Source organism: Ancylobacter sp., assembly GCF_965249975.1.
Lineage (GTDB): Bacteria > Pseudomonadota > Alphaproteobacteria > Rhizobiales > Xanthobacteraceae > Ancylobacter.
The window spans coordinates 192,593-218,317 of the sequence record NZ_CBDFNE010000018.1; the positions used below are offsets into that span (position 1 = coordinate 192,593).

The window sequence follows — 25,725 nt, forward strand, 5'->3', positions numbered from 1 at the left end:
CAGTTATGTTCTTGTGGGCTTGAGCCCTTTGGCGTGTCGTTTCCGTAGGCCTTCGGGCGGGGACCCGAAGCGGCGGACGCCTTTTGTTGAGATCACACTGCCTGATTTGCTAGCGTAAGGAAATTCGAATAAATTGACCTTCAGGTTCAATTTAACTGAAGTGTAATGGTTTATGCGTAATGCCACGCTGAAGCAGCTGCGCGCCGTCGCCGCCATCGTCGAAACCGGCAGCGTCACCGGTGCGGCGAAGAAACTGAACGTCACTCCACCGGCGGTGACGATGCAGGTGCAGTTGCTGGAACAGCATCTGGGCCTGCCGCTGCTCGACCGCGCGGGTGACCGCTTCCAGCCCAGCGCCGCCGGCCGGGAAATCCTGCTCGCCACCGCCCGCATCGAACAGGCGCTGGCCGATTGCGGCGCCGCGCTCGATTCGATGAAGGGGCTGCGCTCGGGGCGGGTGTCGGTGGCGCTGGTCTCGACGGCGAAATATTTCGTGCCGGCGGCGCTCGGCGCCTTCACCCGCGCCCATCCCGGCATCGACGTGGTGATCTCGGTCGGCAACCGCGAGGCGATCATCGCCGGCCTGCGGGCGGATGCGATCGATGTCGCCATTATGGGGCGGCCGCCGCTCGACATCGAAGTCGACAAGACGCTGATCGGTGACCATCCGCATGTGCTGATCGCCCCGGCCGATCACCCTCTGCTCGGCCGCCGCATCGCCCCGTCCGCCATCGCCAACGCAACCTTCATGTCGCGCGAGCCCGGTTCCGGCACGCGCGGGCTGATGGAACGGTTCTTCCAGCAATGGGGGCTCGATCCGCGCATCGGCATGGAGATCGATTCCAACGAAACCATAAAGCAGGCGGTGATGGCGGGGCTTGGCCTCGCCTTCATCTCCGCCCACACCATCGCCGCCGAGGTCGCGGACGGGCGGCTCGCCGTGCTCGATGTCGAGGGGCTGCCGGAGGTGCGGCAATGGTTCGTGGTCAAGCGCTCGGCCAAGCGCCTGACCCCGCCGGCGGCAGCGCTCACCGAATTCCTCGCCCGGCGCGGGCCGGAATTCCTGCCCGACACGCTGCACCTGCCCGGCGTCGCCGAAGCCCGCGCCGCGCTGGAGGCGGAGCGGAAGAAGGTGGAGGAGGAAGCGCACGACGATGAGGCGCAGGACGGGGGCTGAACCGCCCTTCCCACTCTCGGCACTCAGGCGCCGTCGGGCGCAGCCTTGGCGAGCCGGCTCTGGCGCCAGCGCAGCAAGCCGGCGAGGCCCGCGAGGCACAGCGTGCCGATGATGAGCAGGAACGCCGCCGCCGCAATCGTCGGGCTCACATTCTCGCGGATGCTGGCGAACATCTGCCGCGCCAGCGTGCGCTGGTTGGGGCCGGCGACGAACAGGGTGATCACCACCTCGTCCAGCGAGGTGGCGAAGGCAAACACCGCCCCCGACACCACGCCCGGCAGGGCGAGCGGTAGGGTGATGCGCCGGAACACCGTCGCCGGATTGGCGCCGAGGCTGCTCGCCGCCCGCTCGATCGAGCCGTCGATGCCGCCGAGCGAGGCGGAGACGCTGACGATGACGAAGGGCACGCACAGCACCGCATGGGCGACGATGACGCCGAGATAGGTGCTGGCGAGGCCGAGGCGGGTGTAGAGAATCTGCATGCCCACGCCCAACACCACCGCCGGCACCACCATGGGCAGCAGGAACATCACCCGCAGCAGATTGGCGAAGGGCAGGCGCGCATTGCGCAGGCCGAGCGCGGCCAACGTGCCGATCACCGTCGACAGCGCCGTGGCGCCACAGCCGATGATGAGGCTGTTAACAATGGCGCGCCGCCAGGTCTCGCTGGTTTGCAATTCCACGAACCAGCGCGAGGAGACGCTTTCCATCGGGTAGTTCAGGAACACGCTGGAATTGAACGCCAGCGGCAGGATGGCGATGATAGGCGCCACCAGGAAGAACACCACGGCGGCGCCGAAGACGATCTGCCCGGCGCGCAGGGCGGGAGGCTGTGCGGCCATGGTCAGGCCCCCACCATGTTGGGCGAGCGCGACAGCCGGCCATAGACGAGATAGAGCGCCGTCGTCGTCACCAGAAGGATCAGGCCGAGCGCGCCGGCCATGCCCCAATTGGCGGTGCCGGTGGCGAAGAAGGCGATGACGGAGGAGATCATCTGGTCTTCCGCCCCGCCGACCAGCGCCGGGGTGATGTAGTAGCCGAGCGCCACCATGAACACGAGCAGCGCCCCAGAGGCCACGCCGGGCAGCGCCATGGGCAGCAGCACGTGCCAGAACGCCCGCAGCCGGTTCGCCCCCAGCGAGGAGGCCGCCGGCATGAGATTGCGCGGAATGCCGAGCAGCACGGAATAGATCGGCAGCACCATGAAGGGCAGCAGCACATGGGTCATGGCGATGACCACACCGGTGCGGTTGAAGATGAGCTGCAAAGGCTGGTCGACAATGCCGATGGCGATCAGCGCCTTGTTGATCAGCCCTTCGTTCTGCAGAAGGATCACCCAGGAGGCGGTGCGCACCAGCAGCGAGGTCCAGAGCGGCAGCAGCACGGCCAGCAGCATCACATTGCGCACCCAGCCCGTGGCGGCGGCGGCGATCATCGCATAGGGCAGACCGATGAGGGCGCACAGCACCGTCACCAGCGCGGCAATGGTGAAGGTGCGCAGCATGATAACGCGATTGGCCGACGCCTCCGCCGCTATGTTGCCCTCGGTGTCGCGCTTGAGGTCGACGGCGGCGAGCAAATTGCGGTCGGTGTAGTTCGGCATCGCCCGCTGCAGCGCCTGCCAGTAGCGCCCCTCGCCCCAGCGTGGATCGACCGTCGCGAGGTCTACGGGCTGGCCGGGCGGCGCATCGCGCACCGCGCTGGCGGTGCGGCTCAGCAGGGTGCGAAAGCCCGACACCTCGCTGTTGAGCCGGCGCACCGCGTCGCCGAAGGCCATCTGTTCGCTCGGCGCGCGCAGATCGGCGATAAGCGCCTGCTGCACCTCCGGCGGCGGCAGGCCGGTGCCGTCCCACTCGCCGATGACCTCGGCGGTGGCCGGCATCACCTGCCGCACCGTGCCGTCAGTAACGGAGACGGAGATCATCATCACCAGCGGCCAGACGAAGAACGCCGCCAGGAACAGGAAAAGCGGCGCCACGAGAAGCAGCGCGGAGAGGCGGCCGCGTGTGGAGGACCCGCTCATGCGGCGCGCCCCGCCACCACGTCCGGCGCGATCAGCGTGCATTCGGACGGCTCGAAACAGGCGAAGGCCGTGCTGCCCACCGGCCCAACCGGCACTCGCCGCTGCACCTTGCCGACGAGTTCGATCCCCGGACCGGCGAGATGGGTGCGCAGATGGTCGCCCTGATACACATTGTCAGTGACGGTAACCGGGATGACGTTGCTCGTCCCCGGCTGGTCCTGCAGATGCAGCCGCTCCGGCCGCACCGAGGCGAGGATCGGCGCGCCGACCTCGACGGGGCCGAGTTGGGTGGCACGCACCGTCACACCCTCGGCGATCGTCACCTCGGCGATGCCGTCGGATACCGACTTCACCACGCCCTCGAACAGGTTGGTCTCGCCGATGAATTCGGCGACGAAGCGGGTGCGCGGGCGGTCATAAATGCCTTCCGGCGTGTCGAGCTGCTCGATGCAGCCATGGTTGAACACCGCGATGCGGTCCGACATCGTCAGCGCTTCGGACTGGTCATGGGTGACGAAAATCACGGTGAGGCCAAGCGTGCGGTGCAGGTCGCGCAGTTCGAGCTGCATGTGCTCGCGCAATTGCTTGTCGAGCGCGCCGAGCGGCTCGTCCATCAGCACCACGGTCGGCTCGAACACCAGCGCACGGGTCAGCGCGACGCGCTGCTGCTGGCCGCCGGAAAGCTGGGACGGGCGTCGGTCCTTGAGATGGCCGAGGCGCACCATGTCGAGCGCCCGCGTCACCCGCGCCGCCGCTTCCGCCCTGCCCACGCCGCGCATGGCGAGCGGGAAGGCGACATTCTCCGCGACCGTCATGTGCGGAAACAGCGCGTAGTTCTGAAACACGACGCCCATATTGCGCTTGTGCGAGGGCAGGCTCTCAATGCGGGTGCCGTCGAGCCAGATGGCGCCATGGGTGGGCTGCTCAAAACCGGCCAGCATCATCAAGAGAGTGGTCTTGCCGGAGCCGGAAGGCCCGAGCAGGCTGACGAACTCGCCCTTAGCGACTTCGAGGTCGAGCTTGTCGACCACCTTCAGCGGGCCGAAGGACTTGGTGACCTGATCGAAATGAATGAAGGGCGCCAACCGCAATCTCCGAGTGATGGCCTTGGCCCTGACGTTACCCGGACGCGCCGCCCGCTCCAAGCGCGGGCCCGTCCCGTCCCCGCCTTTCGGCCCGGGCGGGCACCGTCCCGCCATTGTCGGTCAAGAGCTGGGCGAGAAGTGACCGGGCCGCGCCGGATGAGGGGCGCGGCCCGGAAGTAGCCGTGAGCGAGCCGCGCCGCGGCGCAGCCCGATGACGCGCTGTGCCGCTTACTTGGCCAGCCAGGCGTTGAAGCGCTTGGTTAGCTCTTCGACATTGTCGACCCAGAAGGCGCCGTCCAGCGCGATGGCGCCGGTGAGGTTGGCCTGCGTGGTCGGAAGGTCCTTCTGCAGCGCGGCCGGCACCATCGCGGCGGCTTCCTTGTTGGGGAGGCCATAGGCGATGTAGTCCGGCAGCTTCGACTGGTTGGCCGGCTCGCTGGCGAAGGCGATGAAGTCCATCGCTTCCTTGGCGTTCGGGCTGTCCTTGAGGATGACCCAGCTGTCGATGGCGTAGATGCTGCCCGGCCAGACGCCCTGGAAGTTCTTGCCTTCGGTCTTGTTGATGCCGGCGAGGCGACCATTATAGGCGGTGGACATCACCACCTCGCCCGAGGCGAGCAGGGAGAGCGGCTGGGCGCCGGCTTCCCACCACACAATGTGCGGCTTGAGCTCGTCGAGCTTCTTGAACGCGCGGTCGACGCCCTCCGGCGTACCGAGCACCTTGTAGACCTCTTCCGGCTTCACGCCGTCAGCCATCAAGGCGAATTCGAGCGAGTATTTCGGGCCGCGGCGGAAGCCGCGCTTGCCGGGGAATTTCTTCACGTCCCAGAAATCCGCCCACGAGGTCGGCGGGGTCTTCAGCCGGTTGGCGTCGTAGCTGAGCATGGTCGACCACACGATGGCGCCGACGCCGCAATCGCTGACCGCGGCGGGGAGGAACTTGTCCTTGCCGCCGAGCTTCGACCAGTCGATCTTCTCGTAGAAGCCATCGGCGCAGCCGAGTTCGAGTTCTTCGGTCTCGACCTGCACCACGTCCCAGTTCGGCACGCCGGCCTTCACCTTGGCGGCGATGACGCCGATGCCGCCGTCCCAGCTCTCGTCGAGCACGGGCTTGCCGATCTTCTTCGAGAAGGGCTCGAAATAGATCTTCTTCTGGGCGTCCTGGTAGTTGCCGCCCCAGGACACGACGGTGAGATCGCGCGCGGAGGCCGTGCCGCCGGCCATCATCAGGCCGAGCGCGAGGCCGGCACCGCCGATCCGCAGAAGAGTGGAAGTGGCCTTCATGGAAGTTCCCCCTGTTGTCGCTGGTGCCGCAGCAAAGCACGCTGCCGGCATGGGTAATAGAATGGCCGGGCCCCTTGGGGGTAATCCGGTTAATATAATAACCGGTCCTGCCTCTTTTGGTGGCGGCGCGGCGCCTAGTATGTAGGCGGGTTGATGGCGCTGACAATCTCGCTCGGCTCGTCCGCCACATTGCGGAAGCGGTGCGGCAGCTTGCTGTCGAAGTAATAGGCGTCGCCGGCGCGCAGGACCTTGGCGTTGTTTTCCACCGTCACCTCCACCGCGCCGCGGATGATCATGCCCGCTTCCTGCGCCGTGTGGGAGAAGGCCTCTCCCGTATCGGCACCAACGGCATAGGTCTCGTGTAGCACCAGAATCTGCCGGTTGGGGTGGTTGATGCCGATCACCCGGTAGGAAATCGCCTCACCGCTGCCGACTTCCGGCAATTCCGAGGCTTCATAGAACGGTGAGTAGGACGACATCTGCTGCAGTTCGGAGAAGAAGCCCACCAGCGTCGTCCCCAGCGCCTCCAATATGGCGGCGAGCGTGTCGATGGAGGGGCTGATGCGGTCGCGCTCGATCAGCGAGATCGAGGAATGCGAGACGCCGGAGCGCAGAGCGAGGCGGCGTATACCGAGATTGCGGCGGCGGCGCAGTTCGCGAATACCAGGTCCGATATGCGGCATGGGCCCCCTCCGGCGCGCAATCCTTCAGCAGGTGGAGAATATAATAGACAGTCCTACGGTCGCCAATTGCCGGCGGCACCGACGGGCCTCACCATCGCGCCCGTCCTCACAGGAAATCGCCATGTCCGCGCTCAGCTCCACTCTCCGCGACCAGATTCACCCGCTCAAGGCGCCGCGCCCGGATGATGGCCGCGACACCAACGAGATCGCCGCCACCGTCAAGGAGGTGCTGGACGCGGTGCGCACCCGTGGCGACGAGGCGGTGCGGCACTATTCCAAGCTGTTCGACAAGAGCGAAGTGACCGCCATCGAGGTGAGCGCGGAAGAGCGCGCGGCCGCGCTGGCCGCGCTCGACCCGCAGACCCGCGCCGACACCGAATTCGCCATCGAGCGGGTGCGGGCCTTCGCCCAGGCGCAGCTCGCCACCATCCTGCCGCTGGAAGTCGAGGCGCTGCCGGGCCTGCATCTCGGCCACCGGGTCATCCCGATCGAGCGCGTCGGCGCCTATGTCCCCGGCGGACGCTACCCGCTGCTCTCCGCGCCGATCATGACGCTGGTGCCGGCCAAGGTGGCGGGCTGCGACGAGGTGATCGCCTGCCTGCCGCCGACCGCCCACCCCGCCATGATCGCCGGCTGCCACCTTTCCGGCGCCGACCGCATCTTCCGCGTCGGCGGCGCGCAGGCCATCGCCGCCATGGCCTTCGGCACCGAGACCATTCCCGCGGTCGACAAGGTGGTCGGCCCCGGCAATGCCTATGTGAACGAGGCCAAGCGGCAGGTGTTCGGCCCGGTCGGCATCGACCAGCTCGCCGGCCCCAGCGAGATCTTCATCGTCGCCGACGAGACCGGCGACGCCGAGATGATCGCCACCGATCTGCTGGCCCAGGCCGAGCATGACGTGCGCACCCGCGTCGGCCTCATAACCACCAGCCGCGCGCTCGCCGAGGCGACGCTGGTGGAGGTGGAGAAGCAGCTGAAGACGCTCTCCACCGCGCCGGTCGCCGGCAAGGCCTGGGAGGATTTCGGCGAGATCGTCGTCTGCGACAGCGAAGAGGCGATGATCGCCTATTCCGACCACATCGCCGCCGAGCATCTGCAGGTCCACACGGCTGACCCGCACGCCACCGCCGCCAAGCTGCGCAATTACGGCTCGCTGTTTATCGGCACGCTGGCGAGCGTGGTTTATTCCGACAAGTGCTGCGGCACCAACCACACCCTGCCGACCATGGGCGCCGGCCGCTACACGGGCGGGCTGTGGGTCGGCTCCTTCGTCAAGATCTGCACCCATCAGTGGCTGGACGCGCGCGGCGTCGCCGCCGTCGCCCCGCCGGCTGTGCGCCAAAGCGCCAGCGAAGGGCTCGAAGGTCACCGCCGCGCCGCCGCCTTCCGCCTTCAGGGCTGAGCGGCGGCAGGTCGAGCGCGCCCCCGTCCCCCGAGCCCCGGTTCGGACAGGGGCGCGTCTCGAACCCTGACTTCAGATGAAGGCCCCCAAGACCGGAACGGTTCTGGGGGCTTTTTCATGCGACCGCCAGTCCGCGAAGGACAACGCCGGGAAAGGCCTGTTCGGAAGGTTGTATCCCCTGCCGGGATAGAGAAGCGCGGCTACGGCCGCGCTCAGTCCCGTTTGCCGCCAGTCAGCCAGGACAGCAGAGGATTGGCGGGCTCGGCCGATTTGGGCATTGCCTCGACCACCACGACTTCTTCGATCTCGCCCTTCTTGAAGGACACGAGGAAGGCATCGTAATCGGCCAGCGAGATGCAGCCATTGGAGTCGCCGCGCGGCCCGAGAAGATAGGGGTGGAGAAGGAAGCCGTTGCGGCCATACATCTTGCCGTCGCCTACCGGCGTCATCCGCACCGCCTCGGTGCCGTGGAACAGCGCCTCGCGCATACGCAGCTTGTAGCGGTTCGGCGGCGTGGGGCCGACCATCTTCACATGGACGTAGCGCGGGTCGTCGAACTTGTCGCCATAGCCGGAATGCGCCTCAAGCTTCTTGCCATTGGGCAGATAGAGCTTCTTGGCGCGGATATCGTAAATCGCGAACTTGTCCTCGCGCGTGGGGTAGCGCAGTTCGCCCTTTGGCGCTTCGGTGGCGGCGGGCGCCTCCGGCTCGGGGGCGGCATCCTCCTCCATCGGCGGGGGCAGCGCGGCGACCTCGGCCTCAAACGCCGGCTTGCGCGGCGGGCGCGGAGCGAGGGTCAGCGTGTCCTCGGGCTCGTCGCCGGACATGACCCGGCCGGCAAACAGCGGATTGGCCATGGGCAGCGGCACGGTGCTCACCGTCTCCATCGGCGGCACCACCTCGTCTGGGGCGGCAGCAACAGCGGCCGGGCGCGCGACCATCGGCGCGGGATCGAACAGCCAGTGTGTCGGCGGCTCGAACACGCCGGCGGCGCGGAAATTGCGGATATCGTTGACCGTGTAGGTCGGAGCCGGCGACGGCTCGTCCACCACCACGCTGTCGACCTGCGGCGCAACATGGCTGCTTACGAGGGGAGGATCGACCCGCGCGGCATCGGCCGGGGTCGGAATCGCGGTGTTGGAAATCCACGCGACGGCAACCGCCACGCCAACAAACCCCGCCGAGCCGATAAGGAACGAGCCAACTAGCCGCATAGACATCTCTATACAGATGACGAACGTTCGCGCACGACCCGCAGATCGTCCACGCCCGGCGTCAGCCTTCGGTTGCACACGGCACCGGCGCCCAAGCCCTGGCTCGCCGGTGGCCCCCAAGCCAAATCGTTCCTAGCCAAGTTTAGGTAATATTTCATTAATGACGTGACGACAACCCGGCCATGACACCGACGCGGCAAGCACGACGGTGGCGGGAAGCCGCGGGCGGAAGACGGTCTTCCGCCCGCTGACGAGCGATTTTGCTGATGGCCTCCCTCCCTGTTTAGAACTACTAAAGACAGGATTGGCGGCGGATCATCCCGGCGCCGAACCCGTGGTGTCTTTGTGCACGCCTCTGCTGTCGCCGGCCTTGCATCCCGCCTCACCCCGCTGCGGCGCCTGCTGCTGCCGGGCCTCCTGCTGGCGCTCGCCGCCGGGGGGCTCGCCTTCGCCGGCGGATGGGACGTTCTGGCGCAGAGGCTTTGGGCAGGGGCGACGGCGCTGGTGCTGGTGCTGCTCGTCTTCCACATTCTCTCTAGCCTGAGGCGGGGCGAGTTCGGGCTCGACCTCATCGCCGCCCTCTCCATGGGCACCGCCCTGCTGTTCGGGGAGACTCTCGCCGGCGCCATCGTCGCACTCATGTTCACCGGCGGGGAGGCGTTGGAAGCCTATGCCCAGCGCCGGGCCGCGCGTGAAATGAGTGCACTGCTCTCCCGTCTGCCGCGCAGTGCCGCGCGCTATGAGGACGGACGGCTCACCGAGGTGCCGCTGGAGGCGCTGCGCACCGGCGACCGGCTGCTGGTGCGGCGGGGCGAGGTGGTGCCGGTCGACGGCACGGTGGAAAGCGCGCAGGCGATTCTCGACCAGTCTGCGCTCACCGGCGAGCCGCTGCCGGTGCGCCATGGGCGCGGCGCGCCCATCATGAGCGGTTCGACCAATGCCGGGGACGCCTTCGACCTCATCGCCCGCCAGGCGGCAGCGGACAGCACCTATGCCGGCATCGTCCGGCTGGTGGAGACGGCGCAGCGCTCGAGGGCGCCGATGGTGCGGCTCGCCGACCGCTACGCGCTGGGCTTCCTGGCGCTGACGCTGGCCATCGCCGGCGCCGCCTGGGCGTTCAGCGGCGATCCGGTGCGCCTGCTGGCGGTGCTGGTCATCGCCACGCCCTGCCCACTCATCCTCGCCGTGCCGGTGGCGATCATCTCGGGCATCTCGCGCTGCGCCGGGCGCGGCGTGCTGGTGAAGGAAGGCGGCGCGCTCGAACGGCTGGCGACGCTGCGCACCGTGCTGATCGACAAGACCGGCACGCTTACCGGGGGACGCCCCCGGCTCGTGGCCATCGCCGCACGAGACGGGCTGCCGCCGGACGAGGTACTGCGGCTCGCCGCTGCGCTCGACCAGGCCTCCGCCCATGTGGTGGCCGGAGCGCTGGTGGAGGCGGCGGGCGAGCGCGGCCTCGCCCTCCCCTCGCCGCAGGCAGTTAACGAAGAACCGGGTGCCGGGCTCACCGGGACCGTCGACGGCCACGTGGTCGCGGTGGGCGGCTGGAATTTCGTCACGGCCCGGCTGGCGTCGGCTGCCATCGCCCCTGACATCGCCGCCGCGCGGGCGGAATGGACGGCGCGGCCGGGTACGGTCGTGGTCGCGGTGGCAGTGGATGGCGCGCTCGCCGGCGCGCTGCTGCTGGCGGACGCGGTGCGGGAAGAGGCGCAGGCCGTGCTCGGCGCACTGCGCGAACTGGGCGTCACCCGTCTCATCCTCGCCACCGGCGACGAGACGGCGCGCGCCCAGGCCATCGCCGCGGGGCTCGGCTTCGATGCGGTGCTGAGCAACATGACGCCGCAGGACAAGGCCGCGGCCGTCGCCGCCGAACATGCCAATGGCCCCGTCATGATGATCGGCGACGGGGTCAACGACGCCCCGGCGCTCGCCGCCGCCGATATCGGCGTTGCCATGGGCGGCGGAGCCTCGGCGGGCGGCGCTTCCTCGGAGGCCGCCGGCATCGTCATCCTGGTGGACCGGCTGGACCGGCTGATCGATGCCATGCGCATCGCCCGCCGCTCCCGCGCCATCGCGCTGCAGAGTGTCGTCGTCGGCATCGGCCTCTCGACGCTCGGCATGATCGCCGCCGCCTTCGGCCTGCTGGCGCCGGTTGAGGGGGCGCTGCTGCAAGAGGCGATCGACGTGGCGGTGATCCTCAACGCGCTGCGGGCGCTGCGCTGAACTGCGCGCCGGACTGGTTCAGGTGAGAGGCGCGATGAGCGTCCACCAGCCCCAGGCGGTGAGCAGCGACAGCGGCACGCCGAGGCCGATCAACAGCGCCACAAGGTCGGGCTCCAGGTCATGGTCCATGGCGATGATGCTGGCGCCGAGCATGGGCGGCATCGCCATTTCCAGCATCGCCACCTTCGCGACAGGATCGCCCGCCTGGCCGAGGGCGAGATAGAAGCCGATGAGCAGCGCCGGCGCCACGATGAGCCGGTGGCACAGGCCGAGCGCCACCGGCCCAGTGCGGCCGGCCAGCCGGTCGAGCCGCAGCGCGAAGCCCACCGCCGCCAGCGCGATGGGGGTAAGGGTGTTGGCGAGGATCTCGATGAGCTGCGCCAGCCATTCCGGCCGGGCGAGATGGTTGGTCGCAAAGGCGATGAGCACCGCATAGAAGGGCGGAAAGGTGGCGATGCGGCGCGCCACGACCGCGAGGTCGAGCCGACCGGATATCGCCACCGTGGCGACCGCGAGACCCAGCGTCGACACGGCGAGATAGGTGCCGAACAGATCGATGACAATGCCGAGCCCCAGCCATTGGCTGCCGGCGAAGGCGGCGATCATCGGCAGGCCAACAAAGGAGGTGTTACCCCAGCCGGCCACGAGCAGAATGGCGCCTGTGCGCTGGCGTGACCAGCCGAGCCAGCGGCAGATCGGCACCAGAATCGCGAGAGAGGCGAGCACGCCAAGCCAGGGCGTTGCCGCCGCCAGCCACCAGTCCGGGTGCAGCGTCACACCCTGCACGCTGTTGAGCGCCGCCGCCGGCAGGGCGACATTGATCACCCAGCCACCGAGCACCTTGGTCGCGCTTTCCGGCAGCCGGCCGGACAGGCGCAGCAGCACGCCGATGGCAAGGCACAGCACGATCAGCAGTATTTCCGACATTCCCGGCACCTTCCCCGGCCCGCCGCTTCCGGCGGTAGCGTGGTCAGGATTGCCGGAAATCGCGCTCGGCGTCACTCGGGCGATTTTCCAGATCGCCGCCTCCGCCCAGCGCTGCTCACTGGTGTTGCCGAACGGCATCACTATATGAGCCCTGGCCGGGCCCTACCTGAAAGGGAAAAAGGGACCGCCCCAGGAGAACCCCATGAAGAAAACTGACCCCCGCCTGTGGATGTGGTCAGACGCGGTCGAGATGCTCAACCGCGCCGACCGCCTGCACCGGCAGATGTTCCAGCCCGTCGCCCGCGCCGAGGCGCCGGCGCGCCATCGCGCGCCGTGCTGGGAGCCGCCGGTCGACATGCTGGAAACCGATCACGAGCTCTTGGTGCTTGCCGCCCTTCCCGGCGTCGACCCCGACCGCATGACGGTCTCGATCCAGAACGGCGTGCTCACCATCGCCGGCGCGCGCATCCTGCCGCCGGAGCTGCACAACGCCACCATTCACCGCATGGAGCTGCCCCAAGGCCGGTTCGAGCGCCAGCTCGCTCTGCCGCCCGGCCGCTATGAGGTCAATCACCCGCGCGTCGTCAATGGCTGCCTCGCCATTGTGCTGCGCAAGGTTTGAGGAGGGGGAGACACACCATGACACACCCCGATTTTAACAGGTTTTCCCCGCTCCGCATGGCCGACACCGGCAATGGCAGCGGCAACACTGCCAACGCCAATGTGCCGGAGGATCAGCTGATCCTGCTGCCGGTGCGCAATCTCGTGCTGTTCCCCGGCGTGGTGATGCCGGTGGCGGTGGCGCGCCCGGCTTCCATCGCCGCCGCCCAGCAGGCGGTGCGCGAGGGGCGGCCGGTCGGCATCCTCATGCAGCGCGACGCCAGTGTCGACGAGCCCGGCCCGACCGACCTGCACCGCATGGGCGTCATCGCCAATATCCTACGCTACGTCACCGCGCCGGACGGCACGCATCACCTCGTCTGCCAGGGCGAGCAGCGCTTCCGTGTCGATACGTTCGTACGCGAAAAGCCCTTCCTCACCGCCCGCGTGACGCGGATCGAGGAGAGCGAGGAGCGCTCCTCCGAGATCGAGGCGCGCTTCGTGCATCTGCAGGGCCAGGCCAATGAAGTGATGGAGCTGCTGCCGCAGGCCCCGGCCGAGCTGGTGGCTGCCGTGCGCGGCGCCAATTCGCCCACCGGTCTCGCCGACCTCATCGCCGCCTATGCCGACATCTCGCCGGACGAGAAGCAGGAGCTTCTCGAGACGGTCGACATCGCCGCGCGCATGACCAAGATCTCGCGCCTGCTCGCCCACCGCATCGAGGTGCTGCGGCTGTCGCAGGAAATCGGCAAGCAGACCAAGGCCTCGCTGGACGAACGCCAGCGCGAGGTGCTGCTGCGCGAACAGATGGCAGCGATCCAGAAGCAGTTGGGCGAGGATGGCGGCAACAGCCAGGAAATCGCCGATCTGGAAAAGGCGATCTCGGATGCCGGCATGCCGGAGGATGTGGAGCAGATGGCCCGCAAGGAGCTGGGCCGGCTGCGCCGCATGCAGGACGCCAGCGCCGAATATGGCATGATCCGTACCTATCTCGACTGGCTGATCGCCCTGCCCTGGACGCTGCCGGAGGCGGCGCCGATCGACATAGCCGAAGCGCGCAAGGTGCTGGACGAGGACCATTTCGGCCTCGACAAGATCAAGCGCCGCATCGTCGAATATCTCGCCGTGCGCAAGCTGGCGCCGAACGGCAAGGCGCCGATCCTGTGCTTTGCCGGCCCTCCGGGCGTCGGCAAGACCTCGCTCGGCCAGTCCATCGCCCGCGCCATGGGCCGCAAATTCGTCCGCGTGTCGCTCGGCGGCGTGCATGACGAGGCGGAGATCCGCGGCCACCGCCGCACCTATGTCGGCGCGTTGCCGGGCAACATCATCCAAGGCATCCGCAAGGCGGGCACCCGCGATTGCGTGATGATGCTGGACGAGATCGACAAGATGGGCTCCGGCGTCCAGGGCGACCCGTCGGCGGCGATGCTGGAAGTGCTCGACCCCGAGCAGAACGGCACTTTCCGCGACAATTATCTCGGCGTGCCGTTCGACCTGTCGCGCGTGGTGTTCATCGCCACCGCGAACATGCTCGACACCATCCCCGGCCCGTTGCGTGACCGCATGGAGATCATCCAGCTCACCGGCTACACCGACCAGGAAAAGCTGCAGATCGCCCGGCGCTATCTCGTGCGCCGGCAGCTGGAGGCCAATGGCGTCACGCCTGCGCAGGTGGAGGTGGAGGACGAGGCCCTCAAGGCCATGATCCGCGCCTATACCCGCGAGGCTGGCGTGCGCAATCTGGAGCGCGAGATCGGGCGCGCTATCCGTCATGTCGCCGTCGACATTGCGGAAGGCACAGCCGCCACGGCGAAGATCACCGTCGGCACACTGCCCGATCTGCTCGGCCCGCCGCTCTTCGAGGATGAGGTGGCGCTGCGCGTCTCGGTGCCAGGCGTGGCCACGGGCCTTGCCTGGACTCCGGTGGGCGGCGACATCCTGTTCATCGAGGCGACGCGCATTCCCGGGCGCGGCGGGCTGATCCTCACCGGCCAGCTCGGCGATGTGATGAAGGAAAGCGCGCAGGCGGCATGGAGCTTGGTAAAGAGCCGCGCCGTCGAACTCGGCATCGACCCCGGTGTGTTCGCCACCAGCGACGTGCATGTGCATGTGCCGGCCGGAGCCACGCCGAAGGACGGGCCGAGCGCGGGTGTCGCCATGTTCACCGCCCTGGTCTCGCTGCTCACCGGCCGCACGGTGCGCAAGGACACGGCGATGACCGGCGAAATCTCCTTGCGCGGGCTGGTGCTGCCGGTCGGCGGCATCAAGGAGAAGGTGGTGGCGGCAGCGCGGGCCGGGTTGACCCGCGTGATGCTCCCCGCCCGCAACCGGCGCGACTATGAGGATATTCCTCAGGACGCGCGCGACCGGCTGGAGTTCGTCTGGCTGGAGCGGGTCGACGAGGCCATCGCCGCCGCGCTGGAGCCCGCACCAGTGGACGACGCGCCCGCCCTCAAGGCCGCAAGCTGAGGCGGTAGCGATACGACGTGGGCCGTCCCGGTACACCGGGGCGGCCCTTGCCTCTGCGGGACGGAGATGACGCTGCGGAGTAAACCGGCTAGAGACGCCCTGCCTTAACCGATCAATGGGTGCCATGGACAGTTTCTGGTCGACCTACTGGCCGCATGTCGTACTGGTCACGAGCGGCACGGTGGGCGTCATTGCGGCCATTCATGCGGCGATGACCAAGGACGATGTGCGCGCCGCCATCGGCTGGGTCGGCGTCATCCTGCTGTCGCCGCTGATCGGCGCCTTCCTCTATCTCGTCGCCGGCATCAACCGCATCCGCCAAAGCGCGGCCGGGCGCCGGCGCGCCAGCCAGGAGCGGCAGCACCGCCGGCATGAGCGCCCGCCGGCCGCCATCGCCCTCTCGCCGAGCCTCTCGGCGATGAAGCGGCTCGGCGACCGGGTTTCCAGCTTCACGCTGACGACGGGCAATGCGGTGACGCTGCTGGACAGCGGCGACGAAGCCTATCCCGCCATGCTCGCCGCCATACGTGGTGCGCAGCGCCATGTCGCGCTCTCCACCTATATCTTCGACAATGATCCCATCGGCGTCGAATTCGCCGACGCGCTGATCGCGGCGCACAAGCGCGGCGTCGCGGTGCGGGTGCTGATCGATGCCATCGGCGCGCGCTATTCCCGCCCCTCCATCGTCGGGCGGCTGAAGTCGGGCGGGGTGGTCACCGACCTGTTCATGGGCAATCTCATCGGCCTGCGCCTGCCCTATGCCAATCTGCGCAGCCACCGGAAGATGCTGATCGTCGACGGCACGCTGGGCTTCACCGGCGGCATGAACATCCGCGCCCAGTTCACCACCGCCCATGCCGGCGACGACCCCGCCCGCGACACGCATTTCCGCCTCGAGGGACCGGCGGTGGAACAACTGCTCACCGTGTTCACGCAGGACTGGGCCTTCACGGCCGAGGAGCATCTCGACGGGCCGGCCTGGGCGGAAGGCGATCATTCCGAGCCGCGCGGCCCGGTGGCGGTACGAATTGTGCCCTCCGGCCCCGACCGCAACCTCGCCTGCGCCCACAGCATGATCATGGGCGCCCTCACCATGGCGCAGAGCCGGGTGAGCCTGTGCTCCCCCTATTTCCTGCCGGACCAGCAGCTCATCGGCGCCTTTGCGGTGGCCGGGCGGCGCGGAGTGGAGGTGGATGTCGTCATCCCCTCGGCCAATAATCTCAAGCTGGTGGACTATGCGATGACGGCGCAACTCGACCAGGTGCTGGCCGGCGAGTGCCGGGTGTGGCGGGCGGGGGGCATGTTCGACCATTCCAAGCTGATGGCGGTGGACGGGTGCTGGGCTTATGTTGGCTCGTCCAATCTCGACCCGCGCAGCCTGAGGCTGAATTTCGAGCTCGACCTGGAACTCTACGATCCCGCCATCGCCGCCGAGATCGAGGCGCGGATCGGCGCCATGACGGCGGCCGGCAGCCGCGAGACGCTAGACACCCTCGCCGCCCGACCGTTCCTGAAGAAGCTGCGCAACCGCGCTATCTGGCTCGCCTCGCCCTATCTGTGAGCGGCCCGGCTCTGCGACGTTCCCCCACGCGCGGCGAGGGCGCGGAACGCTGCGCGCCAAAACAAAAGCCAGCCCCGGCGACGGGACTGGCTTGAAGGAGGCGGACAGCCCGCCCCGGGATGTGCGTTTCAGCCGAGGCTGGCGGCGGGGTGACCCGCCGCCGCAGTCCTCACGCAGCGGCAACGGCGGCGGTGTCGACTTCCGAGATCGTCTTGAGGACCTGGGAAGCGATCTGGTAGGGGTCGCCCTGGGAGTTCGGGCGGCGGTCTTCCAGATAGCCCTTATAGTCGTTGCGGACGAAGGAGTGCGGCACGCGGATGGAAGCGCCGCGATCGGCCACGCCATAGGAGAACTTGTTCCACGGCGCGGTTTCGTGCTTGCCGGTCAGGCGCAGGTGGTTGTCCGGACCGTAGACGTTGATGTGATCGTGCAGGTTCTTCTCGAACGCCGCCATCAGCGCCTCGAAATAGGCCTTGCCGCCCACTTCGCGCAGATACTGCGTGGAGAAGTTGCAGTGCATGCCCGAGCCGTTCCAGTCGGTATCGCCGAGCGGCTTGCAGTGGAACTCGATGTCCACGCCGTACTTCTCGGTCAGACGGAGCAGCAGGTAGCGGGCCATCCACACTTCGTCAGCGGCCTTCTTGGAGCCCTTGCCGAAGATCTGGAATTCCCACTGGCCCTTCGCGACTTCCGCGTTGATGCCTTCATGGTTGATGCCGGCTTCGAGGCAGAGCTCAAGATGCTCTTCCACGATTTCGCGGGCGATGTCGCCGACATTCTTGAAGCCGACGCCGGTGTAGTACGGGCCCTGCGGCGCGGGATAGCCATGCTCGGGGAAGCCGAGCGGGCGGCCGTCCTTGTAGAAGAAGTATTCCTGCTCGAAGCCGAACCAGGCGCCTTCGTCGTCCAGAATGGTGGCACGGGCGTTGGACGGGTGCGGGGTGACGCCATCGGGCATCATCACTTCGCACATGACCAGAACGCCGTTCTTGCGGGCCGGGTCGGGATAGAGGGCGACCGGCTTCAGCACGCAATCGGAGCTCCGGCCTTCGGCCTGCTCCGTGGACGAACCGTCGAAGCCCCACAGGGGCAGTTCCTCGAGCGCGGGGAAGTGGTCGAATTCCTTGATCTGCGTCTTGCCACGCAGGTTCGGTGTCGGCTTGTAACCGTCGAGCCAGATATACTCGAGCTTGTACTTCGTCATCGCGTGTCTCTCATCACTTTAGACCGGGCGGCGAACTGCCCTGGTCGTTGTGCCGGCCGTGCGACCGCCAACGGCTAGCCTCACACAAGCATATGCTGTGCCAACTGGCCCGCAGCGGGCGCTCTGGCCCGGCCAGCGAGGGAGGCGATGAGGGCGGAACGAAGCCGGCTGAAGACGTGAAGCGGCGCGATTCGCGTTGATCCTGCGGCACTTGCGGCGGCGGATCGGGCGGCGCCGGGATGCCGCAGTGCAACCGCGGCTGCAACCTTTCAGGGGTCCGCGCCGTTACAGCGACAGGGCTTGCAGGTGCGTGCGGCGATGCACATATTCTAAGCTCATTGTGATTGTAAAATGTGCATCTTGCGCAAACGCCGAGCAAAAGCTGTTATATGTAAATGAAAGGCTGGCGCATGAACGCGCAGCCGGAAAGGAGAAACGTGCCATGAATGCCCATACTCAGCGCGAGAGCGCCCAGATCGTGCCCTTCCCCGTCGGCGGGCGTGCCGGCCTCGCTGGCCGTCGTCCGGACACCCTGTCTTCCGAAGCCCTGAAGGTATCCCCCCGTGTCGTCATCGGGAGCTGGTACCATGAAGAGGCGATCAAGGAAGACGGCGGGCGCAGCAACTGAGCCTCGTCCGTGTTTTGGCTTCGGACGTTGACCATGCCCCGTGCGTTTGATCACCCAGGTGCCTACCAAGAGGGCCGCGACTGACCGTCCGGCCCTCTTGTCATGTCCGGACCCACGTCTAGCCGAAGATCGACCAGCCCATGCGCTGCGTCAGCCGCTCCAGCGCGATGCGGCCGAGATGCGAATTGCCGCTGGCGTCCAGCCCCGGCGACCACACGGCGATCGAGGCCTTGCCCGGCGCTACCGCCAGAATACCGCCCCCCACCCCGCTCTTGCCCGGCAGGCCGACGCGATAGGCGAACTCGCCCGAGCCATCATAATGGCCGCAGGTCAGCATGATGGCGTTGATACGCCGCGCGCGCTCCGGCGACACCACGCTGAAGCCGGTGGACGGGTTGCGCCCATTGTGGGCGAGGAAGCGGCCCGCCATGGCCAGCTGCCGACAGCTCATGGTGATGGCGCAGTGGTGGAAATAGACGCCCAGCGTGAAGTCGACCGGGTTCTCCAGCACGCCGAAGGATTTCATGTAGTTGGCCAGCGCGCGGTTGCGGAAACCGGTGCGCTGCTCGGAGGCCGCCACCGCCTCGTCGATCCCGATTGCCGGGTCCTCGGCGAGAAACTGGAGAAAGCGCAAGATTTCGCCCAACGCCTCGCGCGGCTGGTGGCCGGAGAGAATGACATCGGTGACGGCGATGGCGCCGGCATTGATGAACGGGTTGCGGGGAATGCCGTGTTCGGCCTCCAACTGGACGATGGAATTGAAGGCGCTACCTGAGGGCTCGCGCCCCACGCGCCGCCACAGCCGGTCGCCCACCTTGCCCAGCGCCAGCGTGAGGGTGAAGACCTTGGACACGCTCTGGATGGAGAACGGCACCTCAGCGTCGCCCCCCGTCACCACCCGCCCCTCGTGATCGACCACCGCGATGCCGAAGGCCTGCGGGTCGGCGCGCGCCAGTTCGGGAATGTAGCTCGCCACCTCGCCCCGGTCGGGGCGGGCGCGCATTTCATTGGCGATGTCACGGACGACGCTGTCGAGATCGGGCACGGGCTTCGGTCACCTTGGCTGGTCGCATCGGCCCCCGCCTTTAGCGCGACGAGGCGGGGAAAGGCCAGCCCGTGCAAGCAGGGTGCCGCCCGGACGCCCGCGAGGCGGCGTTATGGAAAGCTCGGTGCGGCGATCCGGGTCAGGGTGAAGCATGAACCGTCCTCGGCGCCCGCGGCGCCCCCACCCATTTAGAGAGTGAAGCCCATGCCCCGCCGTTCCCATCGCGCCGCGCTGGCGCTTACCAGTGCTCTCAGCCTCGCTTTCGCCCTCGGTCCCGCCGCGGCCGAAACGGCGAAACCGCTCGTCCGCAACATCGTGCTCGTGCGTGGTGCCTGGGTCGACGGCTCGGGCTGGAAGGCGGTGTACGACCACCTCGTCGCTGATGGCTTCCACGTCAGCATGGTACAAGAGCCGGAAACCTCCTTCGCCGACGATGTCGCCGCCACCCGGCGCGTGCTCGATCTGCAGGACGGGCCGACGCTGCTGGTCGGCCATTCCTATGGCGGCTCGATCATCACCGAGGCGGGCGTGCACCCGAAGGTCGCGGGCCTCGTCTATGTCGCCGCTCATGCGCCCGATATCGGCGAGGACGAGGCCGCCCTCGGCAAGTCCATGCCCAGTGTGCTGGCGATGACCGCCGGTGCCATCGCCAAGACGCCGGACGGCTTCACCTATCTCGACCCCGCGCTGTTCCCCAAGCTGTTCGCGCCCGACCTGCCGCTGGCGCGGGCGGAATTCGAGGCGCGCGGACAGGTGCTGGCCGCTGCCAGCGTGTTCAGCACCCCGCTGACCGCTGCCGCCTGGCAGACCAAGCCGAGCTGGGGCATCGTCGCCGGCGCCGATCAGATCATCAGTCCCGCGCTGGAGCGGTTCTATTACGAGCGCGCAGGGGCGCCGATCACCACCATCCCCGGCGCAAGCCATTCCGTCTATGAATCGCATCCGCGTGAGGTCGCGGCTGTGATCGAGCACGCAGCAGCGGAACTGGGCAAGGCGACGAACTGACGGGTCGGGCGTCAGCCCGGGTCCTGCCGCCCGATCGCCGGCTTGAGCAGGATCAGCGACCCGCCAAGGGCGATCCACAGCGCGACGATGTACGGCCAGAGATTGTCCGGGAAGGACGGCACCGGATAGACCGAATTATACAGCGGCCAGAGCATGGCCAGCGTGCCGAGCGCGCCGAGCACCAGCCAGAGACGGCTACCGGCGCGCACCGCATGCACCGCCGCCGCCGCCGTCACGCCGAGATAGGCGACGATCAGCGCCAGCACGCCGATGGTACCGACGCTATCGTAATAGCTTGCCGGGCCGATGAACGGCGCCCAGGCGAGAAGCCCCACCAGCATGGCGAAGGCGACGACGCCGACCGCGACCGAGGGCGTGCCATAGACGGGATGCACCTTTGCAAGCGTCGGCGACAACCCACCCCGTCCCAGCACGAACAGCATGCGGGCGCCGGCCGACAGCGTGCCGAGCACGCAAGACACGGCCGAGACGCAGGCGGCGAGGTCGAGAGCGGTGGCGATATGGACGTTGCCATATTTCAGCGCCAGCGTGTTCAGCGGCGCCTCGCTGGCGGCCAGCGCCTTCATGTTGTCGAGCCCGAAGCCGATGACCTGGATATAGGAGGCGAAGACGAAGAACAGGCCCGCCGCCACAACCGAGCCGACCAGAGCGATGGGAATAGTGCGGCGCGGTTGCCCTGCCTCCTCGGCCAGCGTCGCCGCCGCCTCGAAGCCGGCGAAGGACAGCACGGCGAACACCACGGCATAGCCGATGCCCCACCAGCCGACTGTCGGGTCGGGATGAAACGGTGCGAGGCTTAACCCGCCTTCGGCCTGCACGGCGGACAGAATGCGCAGGCCGAGATAGATGATGACCGCGATGGAGGACAGTTCCAGCGTCAGCATCACCCGCGTGGCAAGGCGCACATCGCGCCAGGCGAGCAAGGTGCCCCCGACCAGCGAAGCCACCGCCACCGGCAGCCACCAATTGCCGAGATGCACGCCGTGATCGTCCAGTGCCGCGCTGAGAAAGTTGCCCACCAGCGCCGCGCTACCCGAACCGCCGGCGATGTAAAGCAGCACCATGCACCAGCCGGCGATGAAGCCGGCGCGCGGGCCGAAGGTCTGGCCGATATAGGCATAGCCCGAGCCGGCGCTGGTCACCCGGCTAGCGAAGAACACGAAGGACAGGCCGACAAGGCCGACCACCAGCGTGCCAACGGCGAAACCGAGCGGCGCGGCGACGCCGGCCGCACCGACGGCCAGAGTGACGTTGAGCGCCATCCCCATGGTCGGGGCTATGACGGAGAGCGACAGCCCCACCGCCTCAACGGGACCGAGTTCACGCCGCAGCCCGCCGCCCGTCTTCGCCATTGGTGCATCCCTTTACCCGCGCCGGTTTATCCGGCACGGGCAAAAGGCTGGCAACGGCTAAATTTGGTCTTATCGCTTGCCTTCGTCCGGCGCCGCCGGAGGCGCGTAATGGGCGTCGCGGCCCTCGGGCTTGCGCTCGCGCTCGCCCGCCTTGTCGTCCTGTTGCGGATTGGCGCTGCGGGCGTGGCCGGCCTCGTCGGGGGCGCGCTCCTTTTTCTCGACCCGGCGGTCACCCGGCTTCGCCGGGCCTTTATTGTGCTGGTCAGCAATGATCATGGAAGTCTCCTGTCCGAGGGTTTGTTAGTGTCTGCGGGGACGAAGGCATATCTGGCCGGGCGGTCCCGCCCGCCTCCGCACGGGAGGCGCCTTCCACCTCGTCGCGCGGGCGTACCAGCCCGACATCGACGAGAAATTGAACGAGCCAATTCCGCATAGCGCCCCTCAGCGCCGCTTGCGGCTGCCGGCAAGGCCGCTCATCGCCCCCGCTCGGTCGTCGGCCGGGGCAGCGGCCCCGCGCCGGCTCTGCGGCACTTCCAGCGTGCGGCGAATGGTGTCGATCTCGCTGACCGGCGCGTTGTGGTCGGTGCCTGGCTCGGCGGCGGCAGGCTGAAGCGGCACCGGGGACCGCTCCGCGCTTTCGATACCGCCATCATCGGACGGCGCCGGCCGGCCATCCGCCGCGCCTACCGGCTCGGGCGGCGCCTCGGCCGCATCCACCGGGCGGAAGGCGCCGGACGCGCCCTCGCCCATAGCTCGACCCTCGGCCACCAGCATATCGCGGGCGAGGAACCAGTAATGGTCGGATTGCCCGTCTGGGCGCCCATCGGCTTCCCAGAGCCGGTGGGCGCGGGCCCTGATGTCGTCGTCGCTGAGGCTCATGGACGTTCTCCCTGTTCCACGAGTTCAACGCCCCGCCGCGACGCCTGTTCCGGGCGAGAGAACGCGGGTGGCGGGGCGAGACGCGGGCTTAACTGGATGTCGGCGATAACAGGCAAATGGTCGGAGGCGTGGCGCGCCTCCGGGTCGGTGAAGCTGCGCACCAGCATGCCCGGCCGGCTGCAATACAGCCGGTCGAGCCGCAGCAGCGGCCAGCAGGCGGGAAAGCTACGGAGGTTCGTGCTCTCAGGCAGGACCCGCGCCAGCGTACGCCGCACCGGCCGGAAGGCGAACCAATCGTTGAAATCGCCCATCATAACCGTGGGCGCGCCGCAGCCGTCGCGGGCCAGCCGGGCGAGCCGCGCTGCCTGGCGCCAGCGCTCACCGAGGGCGAGGCCGAGATGCACCGCCACCACCCGGAGCCTCCCCTGCGGGGTGTCCACACGGGTCTCGATCGCCATGCGCGGCTCGCGGCGACGGACGGAGAGGTCATGCAACACGGTGTCGTGCGTCGGCCAACGCGAATAGAGCACATGGCCATAATGGCCGTCCGGCACGGCGATGGTGCGTGCTTCCGCGAGATGGCCGATGCCGAGCCCTTCCAATGGCGCGAGGCAGGCGATTCCGTGCCCGCGCGTATCGACTTCCTGCAAGGCGAGAATATCCGGCTGGTGGCGGGCGATCAGCGCTGCGATGCGGTCGAGATCGAAGCGCCGGTCGGGCCCGATGCCGCCATGGATGTTCCACGTCATCAGCCGCAGGCGCGCGGGCGGCGCCGCGTTCACGCCGGCCTCCGCAGCCGGGCGACGAGGAATTGCAACCCGAGCGAACAGGCGATCCACAGCCCGACAAAGCCGATCAGCAGCGCCACCCGCCCGAGCGTCGGGTTGGAGATCACCTCGACGATCTGGTGGCCCAGCGCGCTCAGCACCACCAGGCCGGGCAGCAGGCCCAGCGCCGTGCCGAGCACGAAATCCACCAGCCGCAACCCGGCCGCGCCGGCGACGAGATTGATGAAGGTAAACGGCGCCGCCGGCACCATCCGCATCGTCGCCACGGTCAGGATGCCCTGCTTGGCAAGGCCGCGGCGGATGCGGTTGATGCGGGGCCCGATAAAGCGGCGGACGACGCCGGCGCCGAGTTGGCGACCGATGAGGAAGGTCACCAGCGCGCTCGCCAGCGCCCCGAGGCCGGCGAGCAGCGCCCCGGTCCAGCCGCCATAGACGGCGACGGTGGCAACGATCAGCACCGAGACGGGAAAAACCACCAGCCCACCCAGCACATAGATGCCGACCACCATGGCGGCGCCCCATGGCCGGTCGGCCATATTGTCGAGGGCAGAGATGATGCGGTCGGGCTCCGAGAAGGGGGAATTGGCCCAGGCGATCACCAGCGCCGCCAGCACCGCGAGGCCGGCCAAGGCGGCGGCGATGGGCCATTTGCGCCGCGCGCCGCCTTCGGACGCGCGCTCGTCATAGAGCGGCTCCGGCGGGTCGGCGAGCGCGCTGATCTGCGGCAGAGCGAGATCGGCGGCGACGGGCGGCAGGTCCACAAGGCGCCTTCCCGACGCGCTCTGGTGCGAGGCGGCGATGAGCCCCTCCCGGGCGAGGACTTCCTCAACCTGTTCCGGCGCGTGGCCGATATGCTCACCGAGCAGCCGGGTGCGGATCGCCGCCACCCCTTGCCGCTCGCGGGCGTCACGGGCCTCGATCACCAGGTCGCATTCGCTGTCGAAGCCCATGGAACGGTTGCAGACATTGGCCGAGCCGATGCGCAGCAGGCGGTCGTCGACGATGAGCACCTTTGCATGGATGAAGACCTCGACCGTGGCGTCTCCGGCGGTCACCTGCGGGAACACCAGCCGCGCGCGTTCCGCCAGCCCTTCCTGTTCCAGCCGCGTCCGCAGCCGCTCACGCGGCACGCCCATCACCTGCTGCTCGATCCAGGAGCGGTAGATGTTCGGCGTCACCATCAGCGCCTCCAGCTGGGGGCGCGCCTTCATCCGCGCCACCAGCCGCTCGGTGAAGCGCTCGCAGGTGATGAACTGGTTCTCGACATAGATCGTGCGCTCGGCGCTATCGATCATATCGAACAGCAGGGTCTCCACCTCGCGCGCGCCCGGCGCGCCGTCATAGGCCGGCAGGGTGCGGGCGATGCCGATGGCGACATCGGTGAAATCGACCGATAGCCCCTCCGGCCAGCGATGGCCACGCGCCCGCGCCGGGTTGAGCCGCTCGGAGGCGGCGCGCTGCCAGCGCTCGCGGAACAGCGCGCCAAGCGCGGCGGCTGCCTCGCCGTCTACCGCCATCTGCACGTCGTGAAACGGCTCGTAAAGCGCGCCCTGCGGGTCACGCCGCAACGTGTCGCCGGGCGTATGGGCGGGCGTGTCCCAGCGATGGCCGGTGATATCCAGCCCACCGGAGAAGGCGAGCGAGTCGTCGATCACCACGATCTTCTGATGGTGCGAGGCGCCGATCGGAAGTTCGTCGTCGAGGCACAGCTCGATTTGTTTGGGCGTGGCCCAGAGAAAGGAGAGGATGGGGGCCAGTTCACGCTCCAGCGCGAACATCACCGAATAATCCCAGAGGAGAAGCCGGATGCGCAAGCGCGGATTGCGCGTGACGAGGGCGGAGAGGAACGCCGACAGCGTCTCCGGCAGCCCGTCCTCGGCGGTGCCGCTCTCGCCCACCAGCTTCATCCGGCTGTCGAGGTCCCAGCCGGCAATGTGGATGGTTTCGCGCGCTTCGAGCATCGCCGCCCGAAGCGCCCCGAAGTAAGCGGCGCCGTCCACCAGCACCCGAGCGCGCGCGGCCTGCTCCACGCGCCAGACATTACGCCCGACCTCCAGCACCGCGCCGGCCTCCTGCCGCCTCGGCGGGTTCGGCCCCTCCGGCACCGGCTGGGAGGCCATGGCACTTTCAATCGCTTCGGGACTTTGGTCCCGGC

General features: G+C 68.1%; 22 protein-coding genes. 8 read left to right on the plus strand and 14 right to left on the minus strand.

The window, feature by feature from the left end:
- Nucleotides 1-172 precede the first annotated feature (172 nt).
- The gene (locus tag ACP2AH_RS13845) at nt 173-1,177 is read left to right on the plus strand and encodes a LysR family transcriptional regulator (protein WP_425106337.1); all 1,005 of its coding nucleotides are present in this window, start codon (nt 173-175) and stop codon (nt 1,175-1,177) included.
- A gap of 23 nt (nt 1,178-1,200) precedes the next feature.
- On the opposite strand, the gene ACP2AH_RS13850 is transcribed toward ACP2AH_RS13845, so the two are convergent.
- The 5 genes from ACP2AH_RS13850 to ACP2AH_RS13870 form a co-directional block, all read right to left on the minus strand.
- Complete coding sequence (locus tag ACP2AH_RS13850; protein ID WP_421698042.1) at nt 1,201-2,019, minus strand: ABC transporter permease; 819 nt, start codon at nt 2,017-2,019, stop codon at nt 1,201-1,203.
- Nucleotides 2,020-2,021: 2 nt separating this feature from the next.
- Nucleotides 2,022-3,200: an ABC transporter permease subunit gene (locus tag ACP2AH_RS13855; protein ID WP_425106338.1), complete on the minus strand. Its 1,179-nt coding sequence runs from the start codon at nt 3,198-3,200 to the stop codon at nt 2,022-2,024.
- The gene (locus ACP2AH_RS13860) at nt 3,197-4,285 is read right to left on the minus strand and encodes an ABC transporter ATP-binding protein (protein ID WP_425106339.1); all 1,089 of its coding nucleotides are present in this window, start codon (nt 4,283-4,285) and stop codon (nt 3,197-3,199) included. The genes ACP2AH_RS13855 and ACP2AH_RS13860 overlap by 4 nt, the downstream gene beginning before the upstream one ends.
- Nucleotides 4,286-4,513: 228 nt before the next feature.
- Nucleotides 4,514-5,512: an ABC transporter substrate-binding protein gene (locus ACP2AH_RS13865; protein ID WP_307019635.1), complete on the minus strand. Its 999-nt coding sequence runs from the start codon at nt 5,510-5,512 to the stop codon at nt 4,514-4,516.
- A 191-nt stretch (nt 5,513-5,703) separates the two neighbouring features.
- Nucleotides 5,704-6,252 (minus strand): cupin domain-containing protein, encoded by a 549-nt coding sequence (locus ACP2AH_RS13870; protein WP_425106340.1) that lies wholly within the window; start codon nt 6,250-6,252, stop codon nt 5,704-5,706.
- A 121-nt stretch (nt 6,253-6,373) separates the two neighbouring features.
- Between ACP2AH_RS13870 and hisD the strand changes: the two genes are divergently transcribed.
- Complete coding sequence (gene hisD / locus ACP2AH_RS13875; RefSeq protein WP_425106341.1) at nt 6,374-7,654, plus strand: histidinol dehydrogenase; 1,281 nt, start codon at nt 6,374-6,376, stop codon at nt 7,652-7,654.
- 212 nt (nt 7,655-7,866) lie between these two features.
- Here the strand turns inward: hisD and ACP2AH_RS13880 are convergent, their stop codons facing one another.
- Nucleotides 7,867-8,820, minus strand: a complete 954-nt coding sequence (locus ACP2AH_RS13880) for a DUF2778 domain-containing protein (RefSeq protein WP_425106342.1) — start codon at nt 8,818-8,820, stop codon at nt 7,867-7,869.
- Nucleotides 8,821-9,273: 453 nt separating this feature from the next.
- Between ACP2AH_RS13880 and ACP2AH_RS13885 the strand changes: the two genes are divergently transcribed.
- A complete protein-coding gene (locus ACP2AH_RS13885; RefSeq protein WP_425107042.1) occupies nt 9,274-11,091 on the plus strand; it encodes a heavy metal translocating P-type ATPase in 1,818 nt (605 codons plus the stop codon).
- An 18-nt stretch (nt 11,092-11,109) separates the two neighbouring features.
- Here ACP2AH_RS13885 and ACP2AH_RS13890 read toward each other — a convergent pair whose 3' ends face one another.
- Nucleotides 11,110-12,156 carry an AEC family transporter gene (locus ACP2AH_RS13890; RefSeq protein ID WP_425106343.1) on the minus strand — a complete coding sequence of 349 codons (1,047 nt, stop codon included), beginning with the start codon at nt 12,154-12,156 and terminating at the stop codon, nt 11,110-11,112.
- Nucleotides 12,157-12,220: 64 nt separating this feature from the next.
- On the opposite strand from ACP2AH_RS13890, the gene ACP2AH_RS13895 reads away from it, so the two are divergent.
- The 3 genes from ACP2AH_RS13895 (at nt 12,221) to ACP2AH_RS13905 (ending at nt 16,648) form a co-directional block, all read left to right on the plus strand.
- Complete coding sequence (locus ACP2AH_RS13895) at nt 12,221-12,640, plus strand: Hsp20/alpha crystallin family protein (protein WP_244378286.1); 420 nt, start codon at nt 12,221-12,223, stop codon at nt 12,638-12,640.
- A 17-nt stretch (nt 12,641-12,657) separates the two neighbouring features.
- Nucleotides 12,658-15,087, plus strand: a complete 2,430-nt coding sequence (gene lon, locus ACP2AH_RS13900) for an endopeptidase La (RefSeq protein WP_425106344.1) — start codon at nt 12,658-12,660, stop codon at nt 15,085-15,087.
- A gap of 124 nt (nt 15,088-15,211) precedes the next feature.
- Nucleotides 15,212-16,648, plus strand: a complete 1,437-nt coding sequence (locus tag ACP2AH_RS13905) for a phospholipase D-like domain-containing protein (RefSeq protein WP_425106345.1) — start codon at nt 15,212-15,214, stop codon at nt 16,646-16,648.
- 169 nt (nt 16,649-16,817) lie between these two features.
- On the opposite strand, the gene ACP2AH_RS13910 is transcribed toward ACP2AH_RS13905, so the two are convergent.
- On the minus strand, nt 16,818-17,852 hold the full coding sequence (locus ACP2AH_RS13910; protein ID WP_425106346.1) for a glutamine synthetase beta-grasp domain-containing protein: 1,035 nt from the start codon (nt 17,850-17,852) through the stop codon (nt 16,818-16,820).
- A gap of 442 nt (nt 17,853-18,294) precedes the next feature.
- On the opposite strand from ACP2AH_RS13910, the gene ACP2AH_RS13915 reads away from it, so the two are divergent.
- A complete protein-coding gene (locus ACP2AH_RS13915; protein WP_307019383.1) occupies nt 18,295-18,480 on the plus strand; it encodes a DUF2735 domain-containing protein in 186 nt (61 codons plus the stop codon).
- A gap of 118 nt (nt 18,481-18,598) precedes the next feature.
- On the opposite strand, the gene ACP2AH_RS13920 is transcribed toward ACP2AH_RS13915, so the two are convergent.
- Nucleotides 18,599-19,525: a glutaminase gene (locus ACP2AH_RS13920; RefSeq protein ID WP_425106347.1), complete on the minus strand. Its 927-nt coding sequence runs from the start codon at nt 19,523-19,525 to the stop codon at nt 18,599-18,601.
- 204 nt (nt 19,526-19,729) lie between these two features.
- On the opposite strand from ACP2AH_RS13920, the gene ACP2AH_RS13925 reads away from it, so the two are divergent.
- Entirely contained in the window at nt 19,730-20,530 is an 801-nt protein-coding gene (locus tag ACP2AH_RS13925; RefSeq protein ID WP_425106348.1) for an alpha/beta fold hydrolase, read from the plus strand.
- 11 nt (nt 20,531-20,541) lie between these two features.
- Here ACP2AH_RS13925 and ACP2AH_RS13930 read toward each other — a convergent pair whose 3' ends face one another.
- The 5 genes from ACP2AH_RS13930 to ACP2AH_RS13950 all read right to left on the minus strand — a co-directional run bounded on the left by ACP2AH_RS13930 (nt 20,542) and on the right by ACP2AH_RS13950 (nt 25,690).
- On the minus strand, nt 20,542-21,903 hold the full coding sequence (locus tag ACP2AH_RS13930) for an APC family permease (RefSeq protein WP_425106349.1): 1,362 nt from the start codon (nt 21,901-21,903) through the stop codon (nt 20,542-20,544).
- Between the two features lie 69 nt (nt 21,904-21,972).
- Entirely contained in the window at nt 21,973-22,179 is a 207-nt protein-coding gene (locus tag ACP2AH_RS13935) for a hypothetical protein (RefSeq protein ID WP_425106350.1), read from the minus strand.
- Between the two features lie 165 nt (nt 22,180-22,344).
- Nucleotides 22,345-22,782, minus strand: coding sequence for a DUF2934 domain-containing protein (locus tag ACP2AH_RS13940; protein ID WP_425106351.1), 438 nt, complete (start codon nt 22,780-22,782; stop codon nt 22,345-22,347).
- The gene (locus tag ACP2AH_RS13945; protein WP_425106352.1) at nt 22,779-23,564 is read right to left on the minus strand and encodes an endonuclease/exonuclease/phosphatase family protein; all 786 of its coding nucleotides are present in this window, start codon (nt 23,562-23,564) and stop codon (nt 22,779-22,781) included. The genes ACP2AH_RS13940 and ACP2AH_RS13945 overlap by 4 nt, the downstream gene beginning before the upstream one ends.
- Nucleotides 23,561-25,690 (minus strand): VTT domain-containing protein, encoded by a 2,130-nt coding sequence (locus ACP2AH_RS13950; protein WP_425106353.1) that lies wholly within the window; start codon nt 25,688-25,690, stop codon nt 23,561-23,563. The genes ACP2AH_RS13945 and ACP2AH_RS13950 overlap by 4 nt, the downstream gene beginning before the upstream one ends.
- Nucleotides 25,691-25,725: the final 35 nt, after the last annotated feature.

Coding starts and splice junctions, on each gene's coding strand:
- ACP2AH_RS13845 (WP_425106337.1), top strand. CDS start 173: ATGCGTAATGCCACGCTGAAGCAGCTGCGCGCCGTCGCCGCCATCGTC.
- ACP2AH_RS13850 (WP_421698042.1), bottom strand. CDS start 2,019: ATGGCCGCACAGCCTCCCGCCCTGCGCGCCGGGCAGATCGTCTTCGGC.
- ACP2AH_RS13855 (WP_425106338.1), bottom strand. CDS start 3,200: ATGAGCGGGTCCTCCACACGCGGCCGCCTCTCCGCGCTGCTTCTCGTG.
- ACP2AH_RS13865 (WP_307019635.1), bottom strand. CDS start 5,512: ATGATGGCCGGCGGCACGGCCTCCGCGCGCGATCTCACCGTCGTGTCC.
- ACP2AH_RS13870 (WP_425106340.1), bottom strand. CDS start 6,252: ATGCCGCATATCGGACCTGGTATTCGCGAACTGCGCCGCCGCCGCAAT.
- hisD (WP_425106341.1), top strand. CDS start 6,374: ATGTCCGCGCTCAGCTCCACTCTCCGCGACCAGATTCACCCGCTCAAG.
- ACP2AH_RS13890 (WP_425106343.1), bottom strand. CDS start 12,156: ATGCCGTTCGGCAACACCAGTGAGCAGCGCTGGGCGGAGGCGGCGATC.
- ACP2AH_RS13895 (WP_244378286.1), top strand. CDS start 12,221: ATGAAGAAAACTGACCCCCGCCTGTGGATGTGGTCAGACGCGGTCGAG.
- lon (WP_425106344.1), top strand. CDS start 12,658: ATGACACACCCCGATTTTAACAGGTTTTCCCCGCTCCGCATGGCCGAC.
- ACP2AH_RS13905 (WP_425106345.1), top strand. CDS start 15,212: ATGGACAGTTTCTGGTCGACCTACTGGCCGCATGTCGTACTGGTCACG.
- ACP2AH_RS13910 (WP_425106346.1), bottom strand. CDS start 17,852: ATGACGAAGTACAAGCTCGAGTATATCTGGCTCGACGGTTACAAGCCG.
- ACP2AH_RS13915 (WP_307019383.1), top strand. CDS start 18,295: ATGAATGCCCATACTCAGCGCGAGAGCGCCCAGATCGTGCCCTTCCCC.
- ACP2AH_RS13925 (WP_425106348.1), top strand. CDS start 19,730: ATGCCCCGCCGTTCCCATCGCGCCGCGCTGGCGCTTACCAGTGCTCTC.
- ACP2AH_RS13930 (WP_425106349.1), bottom strand. CDS start 21,903: ATGGCGAAGACGGGCGGCGGGCTGCGGCGTGAACTCGGTCCCGTTGAG.
- ACP2AH_RS13935 (WP_425106350.1), bottom strand. CDS start 22,179: ATGATCATTGCTGACCAGCACAATAAAGGCCCGGCGAAGCCGGGTGAC.
- ACP2AH_RS13940 (WP_425106351.1), bottom strand. CDS start 22,782: ATGAGCCTCAGCGACGACGACATCAGGGCCCGCGCCCACCGGCTCTGG.
- ACP2AH_RS13950 (WP_425106353.1), bottom strand. CDS start 25,690: ATGGCCTCCCAGCCGGTGCCGGAGGGGCCGAACCCGCCGAGGCGGCAG.